We start from the raw sequence: 15,389 nt of genomic DNA, 5'->3' as shown, positions 1-15,389 counted from the left end.
TCCGCAGGCATTTTCCAGCCGGGGCCGAGGCTCCCCACCGGCGCGGGCGTTTTTGTCCGGTAACTGCTGTAGGTGCGGGAGAGGATGAACGGCAGCGGGGCGGGCAGGGCAAGGTCTGTCTCGCCGGGAAGGACCTTTGCACCGAGCAGCGGATTGACCGGATGGCCGGACGTCACCCCGCCGGGGCACACTGAACAGGCCACGCCGGTGGGGGCACCAATGCGCACCCCGGCTGAACCCTGAACAATGCTACCGCCATACTGCGTCATGTCGCCCTGACGCGCCGCCGGTTTTTCGCTCATCGTAAAATCCTTTTGAAATAAATAAGAACCAGAAGCCTAGCGCCAGTCAACAACAGGAAATGATAATGAGTTAACACCCCGGAATTTTTCAGAATTTATAAAAGGCAAAATTCAGGCACAAAAAAAGCGCCGTGCGGCGCTTTTTCGGAATCCGGTCTTATTTGCTGCCCGGGATGTTGAAACGCTTGTTGAAGCGGTCAACACGGCCACCGGTAGCAACATCACGCTGTTTGCCAGTGAAGAACGGGTGGCACTTGCTGCACACGTCGAGGTTCAGGTCATGACCAACAGTGGAGCGGATTTTCATTACGTTACCGCAAGAGCAGCTAGCAGTAATTTCTTCGTATTTCGGGTGAATATCTTTTTTCATGGGAAAACCTCGGTTTAAGGCCGCGTCGCTCTTCCAGCCCTAACGCCAGACACCACGCGATGTTAAAAGTATAGCTTCAATACGATCATTTCGTACGAAGGCGCGAAATCATACAGAAATTAACCAGCGTATGCAAACTGATCCGCACTCTTCTACGGCAATGTGTATACTAACCCACCGAATTTCAAGTCAGGATGATGCTATGCCCGTTGCCCACGTTGCCTTGCCCGTTCCGCTTCCTCGTACCTTTGACTATCTGCTGCCAGAAGGCATGACGGTTAAAGCCGGGTGTCGCGTGCGCGTGCCGTTTGGCAAACAACAGGAGCGCATCGGGGTTGTGGTGTCAGTTAGCGATGTCAGTGAGCTGCCGCTTAACGAGCTGAAAGCGGTAGTGGAAGTGCTGGACGTTGAGCCGGTATTTACTCACTCCGTCTGGCGGTTACTGCTCTGGGCGGCAGATTACTATCATCATCCGATTGGCGATGTGCTGTTTCATGCCTTGCCGATTTTACTGCGCCAGGGGCGGCCTGCGGCGAACGCGCCGATGTGGTACTGGTTTGCCACTGAACAAGGCCAGGCGGTGGATCTGAACAGCCTGAAACGCTCCCCCAAGCAACAACAGGCGCTGGCGGCGTTACGGCAAGGCAAAATCTGGCGCGACCAGGTCGCCACGCTCGAATTTAATGATGCCGCGTTGCAGGCGCTACGCAAAAAAGGTCTGTGTGATTTAGCAAGTGAAACACCAGAGTTTAGCGACTGGCGAACGAACTATGCCGTTTCTGGTGAGCGGTTGCGATTGAATACCGAACAGGCCACCGCCGTTGGCGCAATTCATAGCGCGGCAGATACTTTTTCTGCCTGGCTGCTGGCGGGCGTTACCGGTTCCGGTAAAACGGAGGTTTATCTCAGTGTACTGGAAAACGTGCTCGCTCAGGGCAAACAGGCGCTGGTGATGGTGCCGGAAATCGGCCTGACACCGCAAACTATCGCCCGTTTTCGTGAACGTTTTAATGCCCCCGTGGAAGTTCTGCATTCCGGCCTGAACGACAGCGAGCGGCTTTCGGCGTGGTTGAAAGCGAAAAATGGCGAGGCGGCGATTGTGATCGGCACCCGCTCCGCGCTGTTTACGCCGTTTAAAAATCTCGGCGTGATTGTCATTGATGAAGAGCACGACAGCTCCTACAAGCAGCAGGAAGGCTGGCGCTATCATGCCCGCGACCTGGCGGTGTATCGTGCGCACAGCGAGCAAATCCCGATTATTCTTGGCTCCGCAACGCCCGCGCTGGAAACGTTATGCAACGTCCAGCAGAAAAAATACCGCCTGCTGCGCCTGACCCGTCGGGCAGGGAATGCGCGTCCGGCAATTCAACATGTGCTGGATTTAAAAGGTCAGAAGGTGCAGGCAGGTCTGGCTCCGGCGTTAATCACCCGTATGCGCCAGCATTTACAGGCCAACAATCAGGTTATCCTCTTTCTTAATCGTCGGGGTTTTGCGCCTGCGCTGCTGTGCCACGACTGCGGCTGGATAGCCGAATGCCCACGTTGCGATCACTACTACACGCTGCATCAGGCGCAACAGCATTTGCACTGTCACCACTGTGACAGTCAGCGTCCGGTGCCGCGCCAGTGCCCTTCCTGCGGTTCCACGCACCTGGTCCCCGTGGGGCTGGGCACCGAACAGCTTGAACAGACGCTTGCGCCGATGTTCCCCGGCGTGCCCATTTCACGTATCGACCGCGATACCACCAGCCGCAAAGGGGCGCTGGAACAGCAACTGGCGAAAGTGCATCGCGGCGGCGCGAGGATTTTGATCGGCACACAAATGCTGGCGAAAGGTCACCACTTTCCGGATGTGACGCTGGTGGCGTTACTGGATGTGGACGGCGCGCTGTTTTCTGCCGATTTTCGCTCGGCAGAACGTTTCGCCCAGCTTTACACCCAGGTCGCCGGTCGTGCCGGGCGTGCGGGTAAACAGGGCGAAGTGGTGCTGCAAACGTACCATCCGGAACATCCTCTGTTGCAAACGTTGCTCTATAAAGGCTACGACGCCTTTGCCGAACAGGCGCTGGCTGAGCGACGCATGATGCAGCTGCCGCCGTGGACCAGCCATGTGATTGTGCGTGCGGAAGATCATAACAATCAGCACGCGCCGCTGTTCCTGCAACAACTGCGTAATCTGATCCTTTCCAGCCCGCTGGCAGACGACAAACTGTGGATTCTCGGCCCGGTTCCGGCTCTGGCACCTAAGCGTGGTGGCCGCTGGCGCTGGCAGATCTTGTTGCAGCACCCTTCCCGCGTGCGCTTGCAACACATCATTAGTGGTACGCTGGCGCTTATTAATACAATACCGGATTCCCGCAAGGTGAAATGGGTGTTGGATGTCGATCCCATCGAAGGCTAATGCGCAAACGTTGCGAGGCGGATCGAAAAATTCAATATTCATCACACTTTTCATGAAAATTCTGTAACCGTTTTCACGCGCTATCTGCTAAAAATGTTGCCGATGTGAAGTAAACATGGATGTAGTACGCCTGACGTACCAGGCGAGGAGTGAGTGTGAAAGCGAAGAAGCAGGAAACTGCCGCGACCATGAAAGACGTTGCCCTCAAGGCAAAAGTCTCTACAGCGACTGTCTCCCGAGCATTAATGAATCCCGATAAAGTCTCCCAGGCCACCCGTAATCGGGTTGAAAAAGCGGCCCGGGAAGTGGGTTATTTACCGCAGCCTATGGGGCGCAACGTCAAGCGTAATGAATCCCGCACCATTCTGGTGATTGTCCCGGATATCTGCGATCCCTTCTTTAGCGAAATTATTCGCGGTATCGAAGTTACGGCGGCAAATCACGGATATCTGGTGCTGATTGGCGACTGTGCGCATCAAAATCAGCAGGAAAAAACCTTTATCGATTTGATCATCACCAAGCAAATTGATGGCATGTTGCTGCTGGGTTCAAGGCTGCCGTTTGATGCCAGCATTGAGGAACAGCGTAATCTGCCGCCGATGGTGATGGCGAACGAATTTGCACCGGAACTGGAGCTGCCTACCGTTCATATCGACAATCTGACCGCCGCATTTGATGCAGTAAATTATTTATATGAGCAAGGGCATAAACGGATTGGCTGTATAGCCGGTCCCGAAGAGATGCCACTGTGTCACTACCGCCTGCAAGGCTATGTTCAGGCGCTGCGTCGCTGCGGAATTATGGTTGATCCACAATACATCGCCCGTGGCGACTTCACCTTCGAAGCCGGAAGCAAAGCAATGCAACAGCTGCTTGATCTTCCACAACCGCCTACTGCAGTCTTCTGCCATAGCGATGTGATGGCGCTCGGCGCACTTTCTCAGGCAAAACGCCAGGGGCTGAAAGTCCCGGAAGACCTTTCCATAATCGGTTTTGATAACATCGACCTGACGCAATTTTGTGATCCGCCGCTGACAACCATCGCGCAGCCGCGTTACGAAATCGGTCGGGAAGCTATGCTGTTATTGCTTGATCAAATGCAGGGGCAACACGTTGGCAGTGGCTCTCGTTTAATGGACTGCGAACTTATCATCCGGGGATCAACACGCGCGTTACCTTAAAGTAAACCTTTAAGACTGCCGTGACTGGTCAAAGGCCCGCCGCTTAAGTAACATGGCGGGCTGACGAACGAATAAATACAGCGAAACGATAGTGGCACAACGAGATTATGTACGCCGCAGCCAACCGGCACCTTCGCGGCGAAAAAAGAGCACCTCACGGAAAAAGCAACGAAATCTGCCTGCGGTTTCTCCCGCTATGGTCGCTATTGCTGCCGCCGTTCTTGTGACCTTTATCGGTGGTCTGTACTTCATTACGCATCACAAGAAAGAAGAGTCCGAGACGCTGCAAAGCCAGAAAGTGACCGGAAACGGACTACCACCAAAACCAGAAGAACGCTGGCGCTACATTAAAGAGCTGGAAAGTCGCCAGCCGGGTGTGCGTGCGCCCACAGAACCTTCTGCCGGTGGTGAAGTGAAAACGCCGGAGCAACTGACACCAGAACAACGTCAGCTTCTTGAACAAATGCAGGCTGATATGCGCCAGCAGCCAACGCAGCTGGTTGAGGTTCCGTGGAATGAACAGACGCCGGAACAGCGTCAGCAAACGCTACAACGCCAGCGTCAGGCGCAGCAATTAGCGGAGCAGCAACGCCTGGCTCAGCAGTCGCGTACGACTGAACAAAGCTGGCAGCAGCAGACGCGTACGTCGCAAGCCGCGCCGGTACAGGCGCAACCGCGCCAGTCTAAACCAGCTTCTACTCAGCAGCCGTACCAGGATCTGCTGCAAACCCCTGCGCACACGACCGCGCAGTCGAAGCCGCAGCAAGCTGCGCCGGTTGCTCGTGCCGCTGACGCGCCAAAACCGACGGCGGAGAAAAAAGACGAACGCCGCTGGATGGTGCAGTGCGGTTCGTTCAGAGGCGCGGAACAGGCAGAGACGGTACGTGCTCAGCTGGCGTTCGAAGGATTTGACTCGAAAATCACCACCAACAATGGCTGGAATCGTGTGGTCATTGGCCCGGTGAAAGGCAAAGAGAACGCAGACAGCACCCTCAATCGGTTGAAGATGGCGGGTCATACAAACTGCATTCGGCTCGCCGCCGGGGGTTGAAACCCTCAAAATCCCCCCCATCTATAATTGCATTATGCCCCGTACTTTTGTACGGGGTTTGTACTCTGTATTCGTAACCAAGGGGTCAGCTCGTGACAACTATAGTAAGCGTACGCCGTAACGGCCATGTGGTCATCGCTGGTGATGGTCAGGCCACGTTGGGCAATACCGTAATGAAAGGCAACGTGAAAAAGGTCCGCCGTCTGTACAACGACAAAGTCATCGCGGGCTTTGCGGGCGGTACTGCGGATGCTTTTACGCTGTTCGAACTGTTTGAACGTAAACTGGAAATGCATCAGGGCCATCTGGTTAAAGCCGCCGTTGAGCTGGCAAAAGACTGGCGTACCGATCGCATGCTGCGCAAACTTGAAGCACTGCTGGCAGTCGCGGATGAAACTGCATCGCTTATCATCACCGGTAACGGTGACGTGGTGCAGCCAGAAAACGATCTTATTGCTATCGGCTCCGGCGGCCCTTACGCCCAGGCTGCGGCGCGCGCGCTGTTAGAAAACACTGAACTTAGCGCCCGTGAAATTGCTGAAAAGGCGTTGGATATTGCAGGCGACATTTGCATCTATACCAACCATTTCCACACCATCGAAGAATTAAGCTACAAAGCGTAAGGATCTCCCATGTCTGAAATGACCCCACGCGAAATCGTCAGCGAACTGGATAAGCACATCATCGGCCAGGACAACGCCAAGCGTTCTGTGGCGATTGCTCTGCGTAACCGCTGGCGTCGCATGCAGCTCAACGAAGAGCTGCGCCATGAAGTGACCCCGAAAAATATCCTGATGATCGGCCCGACCGGTGTCGGTAAAACTGAAATCGCCCGTCGTCTGGCTAAGCTGGCGAATGCGCCGTTCATCAAAGTTGAAGCGACCAAATTCACCGAAGTGGGCTATGTCGGTAAGGAAGTGGATTCTATTATTCGCGATCTGACCGATGCCGCCGTGAAAATGGTACGCGTCCAGGCTATCGAGAAAAACCGTTATCGCGCTGAAGAACTGGCAGAAGAACGTATTCTCGACGTGCTGATCCCACCTGCTAAAAACAACTGGGGACAGACCGAACAGCAGCAGGAACCGTCCGCTGCTCGTCAGGCATTCCGCAAAAAACTGCGTGAAGGCCAGCTTGATGACAAAGAAATCGAGATCGATCTTGCCGCAGCACCGATGGGCGTTGAAATTATGGCTCCTCCAGGCATGGAAGAGATGACCAGCCAGCTGCAGTCCATGTTCCAGAACCTGGGCGGCCAGAAGCAAAAAGCGCGTAAGCTGAAAATCAAAGATGCCATGAAGCTGCTGATTGAAGAAGAAGCGGCGAAACTGGTGAACCCGGAAGAGCTGAAGCAAGACGCTATCGACGCTGTTGAGCAGCACGGGATCGTGTTTATCGACGAAATCGACAAAATCTGTAAGCGCGGCGAGTCTTCCGGTCCGGATGTTTCTCGTGAAGGCGTTCAGCGTGACCTGCTGCCGCTGGTAGAAGGTTGCACCGTTTCCACCAAACACGGGATGGTCAAAACTGACCACATTCTGTTTATCGCTTCTGGCGCGTTCCAGATTGCGAAACCGTCTGACCTAATCCCGGAACTGCAAGGTCGTCTGCCAATCCGCGTTGAACTGCAGGCACTGACCACCAGCGACTTCGAGCGTATTCTGACCGAGCCGAATGCCTCTATCACCGTGCAGTACAAAGCACTGATGGCGACTGAAGGCGTAAATATCGAGTTTACCGACTCCGGTATTAAACGCATCGCGGAAGCGGCATGGCAGGTGAACGAATCTACCGAAAACATCGGTGCTCGTCGTTTACACACTGTTCTGGAGCGTTTAATGGAAGAGATTTCCTACGACGCCAGCGATTTAAGCGGTCAAAATATCACTATTGACGCAGATTATGTGAGCAAACGTCTGGATGCGTTGGTGGCAGATGAAGATCTGAGCCGTTTTATCCTATAATCGCGTTCAATCATTTTCATCATTGTTTGATGGGGCTGAAAGGCCCCATTTTTATTGGCGCGTATTATGACTGAACAACAAATTAGCCGAACTCAGGCGTGGCTGGAAAGTTTACGACCTAAAACCCTCCCCCTCGCCTTTGCTGCAATTATCGTCGGGACGGCGCTGGCATGGTGGCAAGGTCATTTTGATCCGCTGGTCGCCCTGCTGGCACTGATTACCGCCGGGCTATTACAGATCCTTTCTAACCTCGCCAATGATTACGGCGATGCGGTAAAAGGCAGCGATAAACCTGACCGCATTGGGCCGCTACGCGGCATGCAAAAAGGGGTCATTACCCAGCAAGAGATGAAACGGGCGCTCATTATTACCGTCGTGCTCATCTGTCTCTCCGGGCTGGCACTGGTTGCAGTGGCGTGCCATACGCTGGCTGATTTTGTCGGTTTCCTGATTCTTGGCGGGTTGTCGATCATTGCCGCTATCACCTACACCGTGGGCAATCGTCCTTATGGTTATATCGGTCTGGGGGATATTTCCGTACTGGTTTTCTTTGGCTGGTTAAGCGTCATGGGGAGCTGGTATTTACAGGCTCATACATTGATTCCGGCACTGATCCTTCCGGCGACCGCATGCGGCCTGCTGGCAACGGCAGTACTGAACATTAATAACCTGCGTGATATCAATAGCGACCGCGAAAACGGCAAAAACACGCTGGTGGTGCGCTTAGGTGAAGTGAACGCGCGTCGTTATCATGCCTGCCTGCTGATGGGCTCTCTGGTATGTCTGGCGCTGTTTAATCTCTTTTCGCTGCATAGCCTGTGGGGCTGGCTGTTCCTGCTGGCGGCACCGTTGCTGGTGAAGCAAGCCCGTTATGTGATGCGGGAAATGGACCCGGTGGCGATGCGACCGATGCTGGAACGCACTGTCAAGGGGGCGTTACTGACTAACCTGCTGTTTATTTTAGGGATATTCCTAAGCCAGTGGGCAGCATAACTGACAAATATCAATTAACAATTGATGATTTTGCCAACAGCCCACATAGCGCGATATACTGAAAATTCTCGCAGCAACTGAATGTTAAGCCTATGAAATACGATACTTCCGAGCTTTGTGACATCTATCAAGAAGATGTTAACGTCGTGGAACCGCTGTTCTCCAACTTTGGCGGACGGGCGTCGTTTGGCGGACAAATAATCACGGTAAAATGTTTCGAGGACAACGGGTTGCTGTACGATCTGCTCGAACAGAATGGCCGTGGTCGTGTTCTTGTCGTCGATGGCGGTGGTTCTGTTCGTCGCGCACTGGTCGATGCTGAACTGGCGCGTCTGGCAGTACAAAATGAATGGGAAGGTCTGGTTATTTACGGCGCGGTGCGTCAGGTAGATGACCTGGAAGAGTTGGATATCGGCATCCAGGCGATGGCGGCAATTCCGGTTGGTGCCGCTGGCGAAGGCATTGGCGAAAGCGATGTCCGCGTCAATTTTGGCGGTGTAACCTTCTTCTCCGGCGACCATCTTTATGCCGACAATACCGGGATTATTCTTTCAGAAGATCCGCTGGATATTGAATGATAAGAAAGGCACCGCAAGGTGCCTTTTTTCTGCGTTACCTGTTGGCCTACACAGTAAAGAAATTACGCGAAAGATGAAGCGTAATCAGACCTCTTCCATGCGACCCAGCAGGGCCTGCAGACGTTCCTGCCAGCCGTTCTGCTGTTCTTTCAGATGGTTGTTCTCACGCTCCAGCTCTTCGCGCTGATGCTGGGCATTTTGAACTTCCTGCGACAGTGAGTTGTTTTTTTCTTTCAGCTCTTCGATTTCCATCTGCAACAGAGTGATGGTATCAATCGCCTGCTGTACTTTTGCTTCCAGTTTCTCAAACACTTCTAATGACATTGTCATACCTCTCCTGAATTGCAAGGCGTTGATGGATAAAAAATCCTCGTCCCGATTACCGGTGACGCCTTAATAAATACGAGCGCACTTTAGTTAGCTCCGATTGTATGAAGCCGCGCCATCGCTGTCCAGCGGCACGCCTTGCAGATTACGGTTTGCCACACTTTTCATCCTTCTCCTGGTGACATAATCCACATCAATCGAAAATGTTAATAAATTTGTTGCGCGAATGATCTAACAAACATGCATCATGTACAATCAGATGGAATAAATGGCGCGATAACGCTCATTTTATGACGAAGCACACACATTTTAAGTTCGATATTTCTCGTTTTTGCTCGTTAACGATAAGTTTACAGCATGCCTACAAGCATCGTGGAGGTCCGTGACTTTCACGCATACAACAAACATTAACTCTTCAGGATCCGATTATGAGTCAAACATCAACCTTGAAAGGCCAGTGCATTGCTGAATTCCTCGGTACCGGGTTGTTGATTTTTTTCGGTGTGGGTTGCGTTGCAGCACTAAAAGTCGCTGGTGCGTCTTTTGGTCTGTGGGAAATCAGTGTCATTTGGGGACTGGGGGTGGCAATGGCTATCTACCTGACCGCAGGGGTTTCCGGCGCGCATCTTAATCCCGCTGTTACCATTGCATTGTGGCTGTTTGCCTGTTTCGACAAGCGCAAAGTTATTCCTTTTATCGTTTCACAAGTTGCCGGCGCTTTCTGTGCTGCGGCTTTAGTTTACGGGCTTTACTACAATTTATTTTTCGACTTCGAGCAGACTCATCACATTGTTCGCGGCAGCGTTGAAAGTGTTGATCTGGCAGGCACTTTCTCTACTTACCCTAATCCTCATATCAATTTTGTGCAGGCTTTCGCAGTTGAGATGGTGATTACCGCTATTCTGATGGGGCTGATCCTGGCGTTAACGGACGATGGCAACGGTGTACCACGCGGCCCTTTGGCTCCCTTGCTGATTGGTCTACTGATTGCGGTCATTGGCGCATCTATGGGCCCATTGACGGGTTTTGCCATGAACCCAGCGCGTGACTTCGGTCCGAAAGTCTTTGCCTGGCTGGCGGGCTGGGGCAATGTCGCCTTTACCGGCGGCAGAGACATTCCTTACTTCCTGGTGCCGCTTTTTGGCCCTATCGTTGGCGCGATTGTAGGTGCATTTGCCTACCGCAAACTGATTGGTCGCCATTTGCCTTGCGATATCTGTGTTGTGGAAGAAAAGGAAACCACAACTCCTTCAGAACAAAAAGCTTCGCTGTAATATGACTACGGGACAATTAAACATGACTGAAAAAAAATATATCGTTGCGCTCGACCAGGGCACCACCAGCTCCCGCGCGGTCGTAATGGATCACGATGCCAATATCATTAGCGTGTCGCAGCGCGAATTTGAGCAAATCTACCCAAAACCAGGTTGGGTAGAACACGACCCAATGGAAATCTGGGCCACCCAAAGCTCCACGCTGGTAGAAGTGCTGGCGAAAGCCGATATCAGTTCCGATCAAATTGCAGCTATCGGTATTACGAACCAGCGTGAAACCACTATTGTCTGGGAAAAAGAAACCGGCAAGCCTATCTATAACGCCATTGTCTGGCAGTGCCGTCGTACCGCAGAAATCTGCGAGCATTTAAAACGTGACGGTTTAGAAGATTATATCCGCAGCAATACCGGTCTGGTGATTGACCCGTACTTTTCTGGCACCAAAGTGAAGTGGATCCTCGACCATGTGGAAGGCTCTCGCGAGCGTGCACGTCGTGGTGAATTGCTGTTTGGTACGGTTGATACGTGGCTTATCTGGAAAATGACTCAGGGCCGTGTCCATGTGACCGATTACACCAACGCCTCTCGTACCATGTTGTTCAACATCCATACCCTAGGCTGGGACGACAAAATGCTGGAAGTGCTGGATATTCCGCGCGAGATGCTGCCAGAAGTGCGTCGTTCTTCCGAAGTATACGGTCAGACTAACATTGGCGGCAAAGGCGGCACGCGTATTCCAATCTCCGGGATCGCCGGTGACCAGCAGGCCGCGCTGTTTGGTCAGTTGTGCGTGAAAGAAGGGATGGCGAAGAACACCTATGGCACTGGCTGCTTTATGCTGATGAACACTGGCGAGAAAGCGGTGAAATCAGAAAACGGCCTGCTGACCACCATCGCCTGTGGCCCGACTGGCGAAGTGAACTATGCGTTGGAAGGTGCGGTGTTTATGGCAGGCGCATCCATTCAGTGGCTGCGCGATGAGATGAAGTTGATTAACGACGCCTACGATTCCGAATATTTCGCCACCAAAGTGCAAAACACCAATGGTGTGTATGTGGTTCCGGCATTTACCGGGCTGGGTGCGCCGTACTGGGACCCGTATGCGCGCGGGGCGATTTTCGGTCTGACTCGTGGGGTGAACGCTAACCACATTATACGCGCGACGCTGGAGTCTATTGCTTATCAGACGCGTGACGTGCTGGAAGCGATGCAGGCCGACTCTGGTATCCGTCTGCACGCCCTGCGCGTGGATGGTGGCGCAGTAGCAAACAATTTCCTGATGCAGTTCCAGTCCGATATTCTCGGCACCCGCGTTGAGCGCCCGGAAGTGCGCGAAGTCACCGCATTGGGTGCGGCCTATCTCGCAGGCCTGGCGGTTGGCTTCTGGCAGAACCTCGACGAGCTGCAAGAGAAAGCGGTGATTGAGCGCGAGTTCCGTCCAGGCATCGAAACCACTGAGCGTAATTACCGTTACGCAGGCTGGAAAAAAGCGGTCAAACGCGCGATGGCGTGGGAAAAACACGACGAGTAATGTAAATGCCGGATGAAGCGTTTATGCCGCATCCGGTAGTCCTGAAACGTGCGGGGGCAACCCCGCACACATCAATAATCCCACCCTTCCCCTGTGCTACACTTCGCGCCATTCCTTACTGCTTAGAGTTTGCTATGAGACGAGAACTTGCCATCGAATTTTCCCGCGTCACCGAATCTGCGGCGCTGGCTGGCTACAAATGGTTAGGACGCGGCGATAAAAACACCGCGGACGGCGCGGCGGTAAACGCCATGCGTATTATGCTCAACCAGGTCAACATTGACGGCACCATCGTCATTGGTGAAGGTGAAATCGACGAAGCACCGATGCTCTACATTGGTGAAAAAGTCGGTACTGGTCGCGGCGACGCGGTAGATATTGCTGTTGATCCGATTGAAGGCACGCGCATGACGGCGATGGGCCAGGCTAACGCGCTGGCGGTGCTGGCAGTAGGCGATAAAGGCTGCTTCCTCAATGCGCCGGATATGTATATGGAGAAGCTGATTGTCGGGCCGGGAGCCAAAGGCACCATTGATCTGAACCTGCCGCTGGCGGATAACCTGCGCAATGTAGCGGCGGCGCTCGGCAAACCGTTGAGCGAACTGACGGTAACGATTCTAGCTAAACCACGCCACGATGCCGTTATCGCTGAAATGCAGCAACTCGGCGTACGCGTATTTGCTATTCCGGATGGCGACGTTGCGGCCTCAATTCTCACCTGTATGCCAGACAGCGAAGTTGACGTGCTGTACGGTATTGGTGGCGCGCCGGAAGGCGTAGTTTCTGCGGCGGTGATCCGCGCATTAGATGGCGACATGAACGGTCGTCTGCTGGCGCGTCATGACGTCAAAGGCGACAACGAAGAGAATCGTCGCATTGGCGAGCAGGAGCTGGCACGCTGCAAAGCGATGGGCATCGAAGCCGGTAAAGTATTGCGCCTGGGCGATATGGCGCGCAGCGATAACGTCATCTTCTCTGCCACCGGTATTACCAAAGGCGATCTGCTGGAAGGCATTAGCCGCAAAGGCAATATCGCGACTACCGAAACGCTGCTGATCCGCGGCAAGTCACGCACCATTCGCCGCATTCAGTCCATCCACTATCTGGATCGCAAAGACCCGGAAATGCAGGTGCACATCCTCTGATTGGTTTGATCGATTGAGCCTTCCAGTCCTTCGGGACTGGAATTTTTTTGTTCGGAGAACGAAGATAAGGCAAGTCAATCAAAACAGGAGAAAAACATGGCTGATTGGGTAACAGGCAAAGTCACTAAAGTGCAGAACTGGACCGACGCCCTGTTTAGTCTCACCGTTCACGCCCCCGTGCTTCCGTTTACCGCCGGGCAATTCACCAAGCTTGGCCTTGAAATCGACGGCGAACGCGTCCAGCGCGCCTACTCCTATGTTAACTCGCCCGATAATCCCGATCTGGAGTTTTACCTGGTCACCGTCCCCGATGGCAAATTAAGCCCACGATTGGCGGCACTGAAACCAGGCGATGAAGTGCAGGTGGTTAGCGAAGCAGCTGGCTTCTTTGTTCTGGATGAAGTACCAGATTGCGAAACGCTATGGATGCTGGCAACCGGTACAGCGATTGGCCCTTATTTATCGATTCTGCAACTAGGCAAAGATTTAGATCGCTTCAAAAATCTGGTCCTGGTTCACGCCGCACGTTATGCCGCCGACTTAAGCTATTTGCCACTGATGCAAGAACTGGAAAAACGCTACGAAGGCAAACTGCGCATTCAGACGGTGGTCAGTCGGGAAACGGCAGCGGGGTCGCTCACCGGACGGATACCGGCATTAATTGAAAGTGAGGAACTGGAAAGCGCGATTGGCCTGCCGATGAATAAAGAAACCAGCCATGTGATGCTGTGCGGCAATCCACAGATGGTGCGCGATACACAACAGTTGCTGAAAGAGACCCGGCAGATGACGAAACATTTACGTCGCCGACCGGGCCATATGACAGCGGAGCATTACTGGTAAGCGGTTACTTATCGATAAACGGCACGATGAGCAAATCCGCACTCATCTTATTGATCATCCCGCGATATGCCGGCATCAAACGGTTGATAAATGAGTGATGATGACCACAGACAAGGAGGTCGCACTGCTCTTTTTGCATAATTTCCAGCAGTGTTTCCGGCATTTCTCCGCGTTCAATACGCAGTTTTGTCTTCGGCCATTGAATATTTTTCGTCAGTTTATACAGCTTGTTATCCGACTTATTCTTCAACAATTGAAGAATATCTTCTGTTGCAGGGAAGTAGATACCCGGATACAACTCGCTTAAGCCATCATCAATATGAATTAACGTCAGGTGAGCGTCATTATGTCTGGCGAGCTCCAGAGCTTTATTCACCAGTAAGGCATCTTCTTCATTCCCGGAAATTGCCACGCCAATGTGTTTATAAGCCATGTTTAACTCCTTCTAAAGCAACTCCATCAAGCTAACGAACGCAGTGATAACTCAAAAATAATCATCTCGGCCTGGCATGAGAAAGTGAAGGCCGCATCAAGCTCAACTTGCCCCTCCAGATCCTTAATCTTGTAGGCCACGCTGGCCCCTTCATCTGCAGAGGATGCAGCGGCGGCAAGCTCTTTCAGTTTGGTCATAAAAGACTCTGCTTCTTCGCGGGTGGCAAAAAAGCGCGAAAACTTACTGGTACAGTTGTCGTTATCAATCACCGTACCGATATCAATCGCACATCCTTTAGTACTGCATTTATCTACGACATCTTTCATAGGGCACCTCTGTATATTCGCCTCTCTGTCGATTACGACTTAAGAATAATGCGCCGTTAAGGGAAGAACAAACAAGTAATGATCTTATGGATTACCATTTTTTTGATATTGCTTAAGGTGAAGAGTTCAGAAGGATTTTCCGGGTATTGTCATTTGCATCGTGGAAATAACAATCCCGGAAAAAAATAGCAGTAAGAGATATATTAAAGGTTAATTACTTGATTTATTGTCGGCTTTATACTTCACATCCTGAGTATCTTTACCATATGAGGTGTACTGGCAATAGCGGACACTACCATTTGTTCTTTTTTTAAGCAGCCATCTGATGATATTTTTCCCTGAAGGCTGCCGGGGAGATATTCCCCAGACGAGAGTGACGACGCTGACGATTGTAGAAAATCTCAATGTATTCCCGTATTACTGAGATGGCTTCATCCCGGTTATTAAAACGATAGTGGCTCAGGCTCTCATTTTTCAGCGTTCCCCAGAAGCTTTCCATCGGAGCGTTGTCGTAACAGTGACCTTTACGCGACATTGATGTTTTCAGACCAGACTGCTCCTGTATGACCCGGTAATCGTATGCGCAGTACTGTGAACCTCGATCAGAGTGGTGGATTAGCCCGGCAGGTGGGCGCTGGCTCCTGAGCGCCATAAACAGGGCTTTACCTGT

General features: G+C 52.5%; 17 protein-coding genes. 11 read left to right on the top strand and 6 right to left on the bottom strand.

Annotation, left to right across the window (positions count from 1 at the left end):
* Window positions 1-302, bottom strand: a 302-nt coding sequence (locus BFF42_RS25930) for a DUF6531 domain-containing protein (RefSeq protein WP_216079872.1), incomplete at its 3' end; no start/stop codon positions are given.
* A gap of 157 nt (window positions 303-459) precedes the next feature.
* A complete protein-coding gene (gene rpmE / locus BFF42_RS25925) occupies window positions 460-672 on the bottom strand; it encodes a 50S ribosomal protein L31 (protein ID WP_000710769.1) in 213 nt (70 codons plus the stop codon).
* A 202-nt stretch (window positions 673-874) separates the two neighbouring features.
* Here rpmE and priA point away from each other — a divergent pair, with 202 nt between their 5' ends.
* The 7 genes from priA to rraA all read left to right on the top strand — a co-directional run bounded on the left by priA (window position 875) and on the right by rraA (window position 8,840).
* The gene (gene priA / locus BFF42_RS25920) at window positions 875-3,073 is read left to right on the top strand and encodes a primosomal protein N' (RefSeq protein WP_039059691.1); all 2,199 of its coding nucleotides are present in this window, start codon (window positions 875-877) and stop codon (window positions 3,071-3,073) included.
* Between the two features lie 155 nt (window positions 3,074-3,228).
* Entirely contained in the window at window positions 3,229-4,254 is a 1,026-nt protein-coding gene (cytR, locus tag BFF42_RS25915) for a DNA-binding transcriptional regulator CytR (protein ID WP_000644904.1), read from the top strand.
* Between the two features lie 91 nt (window positions 4,255-4,345).
* Window positions 4,346-5,305 carry a cell division protein FtsN gene (gene ftsN, locus BFF42_RS25910; RefSeq protein ID WP_000068834.1) on the top strand — a complete coding sequence of 320 codons (960 nt, stop codon included), beginning with the start codon at window positions 4,346-4,348 and terminating at the stop codon, window positions 5,303-5,305.
* A 92-nt stretch (window positions 5,306-5,397) separates the two neighbouring features.
* The gene (gene hslV, locus BFF42_RS25905; protein WP_000208242.1) at window positions 5,398-5,928 is read left to right on the top strand and encodes an ATP-dependent protease subunit HslV; all 531 of its coding nucleotides are present in this window, start codon (window positions 5,398-5,400) and stop codon (window positions 5,926-5,928) included.
* 9 nt (window positions 5,929-5,937) lie between these two features.
* Window positions 5,938-7,269, top strand: a complete 1,332-nt coding sequence (gene hslU, locus BFF42_RS25900; RefSeq protein ID WP_001293342.1) for an HslU--HslV peptidase ATPase subunit — start codon at window positions 5,938-5,940, stop codon at window positions 7,267-7,269.
* A 66-nt stretch (window positions 7,270-7,335) separates the two neighbouring features.
* On the top strand, window positions 7,336-8,262 hold the full coding sequence (gene menA, locus BFF42_RS25895) for a 1,4-dihydroxy-2-naphthoate polyprenyltransferase (protein WP_001307494.1): 927 nt from the start codon (window positions 7,336-7,338) through the stop codon (window positions 8,260-8,262).
* A gap of 92 nt (window positions 8,263-8,354) precedes the next feature.
* Entirely contained in the window at window positions 8,355-8,840 is a 486-nt protein-coding gene (rraA, locus tag BFF42_RS25890; RefSeq protein WP_000872908.1) for a ribonuclease E activity regulator RraA, read from the top strand.
* A gap of 84 nt (window positions 8,841-8,924) precedes the next feature.
* Here the strand turns inward: rraA and zapB are convergent, their stop codons facing one another.
* Window positions 8,925-9,170 (bottom strand): septal ring assembly protein ZapB, encoded by a 246-nt coding sequence (gene zapB / locus BFF42_RS25885; protein ID WP_001296623.1) that lies wholly within the window; start codon window positions 9,168-9,170, stop codon window positions 8,925-8,927.
* Window positions 9,171-9,595: 425 nt separating this feature from the next.
* On the opposite strand from zapB, the gene glpF reads away from it, so the two are divergent.
* The 4 genes from glpF (at window position 9,596) to fpr (ending at window position 13,960) form a co-directional block, all read left to right on the top strand.
* Complete coding sequence (gene glpF / locus BFF42_RS25880; protein WP_000084259.1) at window positions 9,596-10,441, top strand: glycerol uptake facilitator protein GlpF; 846 nt, start codon at window positions 9,596-9,598, stop codon at window positions 10,439-10,441.
* 22 nt (window positions 10,442-10,463) lie between these two features.
* Window positions 10,464-11,972 (top strand): glycerol kinase GlpK, encoded by a 1,509-nt coding sequence (glpK, locus tag BFF42_RS25875; protein ID WP_000136795.1) that lies wholly within the window; start codon window positions 10,464-10,466, stop codon window positions 11,970-11,972.
* A gap of 134 nt (window positions 11,973-12,106) precedes the next feature.
* Window positions 12,107-13,117 carry a class II fructose-bisphosphatase gene (gene glpX, locus BFF42_RS25870; protein WP_001250644.1) on the top strand — a complete coding sequence of 337 codons (1,011 nt, stop codon included), beginning with the start codon at window positions 12,107-12,109 and terminating at the stop codon, window positions 13,115-13,117.
* 96 nt (window positions 13,118-13,213) lie between these two features.
* Window positions 13,214-13,960 carry a ferredoxin--NADP(+) reductase gene (gene fpr / locus BFF42_RS25865; RefSeq protein ID WP_039060454.1) on the top strand — a complete coding sequence of 249 codons (747 nt, stop codon included), beginning with the start codon at window positions 13,214-13,216 and terminating at the stop codon, window positions 13,958-13,960.
* Between the two features lie 4 nt (window positions 13,961-13,964).
* On the opposite strand, the gene uspD is transcribed toward fpr, so the two are convergent.
* The 3 genes from uspD to BFF42_RS25850 all read right to left on the bottom strand — a co-directional run.
* Complete coding sequence (gene uspD, locus BFF42_RS25860) at window positions 13,965-14,393, bottom strand: universal stress protein UspD (protein WP_000323556.1); 429 nt, start codon at window positions 14,391-14,393, stop codon at window positions 13,965-13,967.
* A 26-nt stretch (window positions 14,394-14,419) separates the two neighbouring features.
* Window positions 14,420-14,719: a DUF406 domain-containing protein gene (locus BFF42_RS25855; RefSeq protein WP_000655986.1), complete on the bottom strand. Its 300-nt coding sequence runs from the start codon at window positions 14,717-14,719 to the stop codon at window positions 14,420-14,422.
* Window positions 14,720-15,029: 310 nt separating this feature from the next.
* The coding region (locus BFF42_RS25850; protein WP_146753229.1) for an integrase core domain-containing protein at window positions 15,030-15,389 on the bottom strand (360 nt) is incomplete at its 5' end.

Origin of the sequence: Shigella sp. FC1661, from assembly GCF_001712525.1 — a bacterium.
Taxonomy (GTDB): Bacteria; Pseudomonadota; Gammaproteobacteria; order Enterobacterales; family Enterobacteriaceae; genus Escherichia; species Escherichia coli.
Note: the sequence above shows the minus strand (reverse complement) of the source record. Positions and strands in the feature narration are given on the sequence as shown.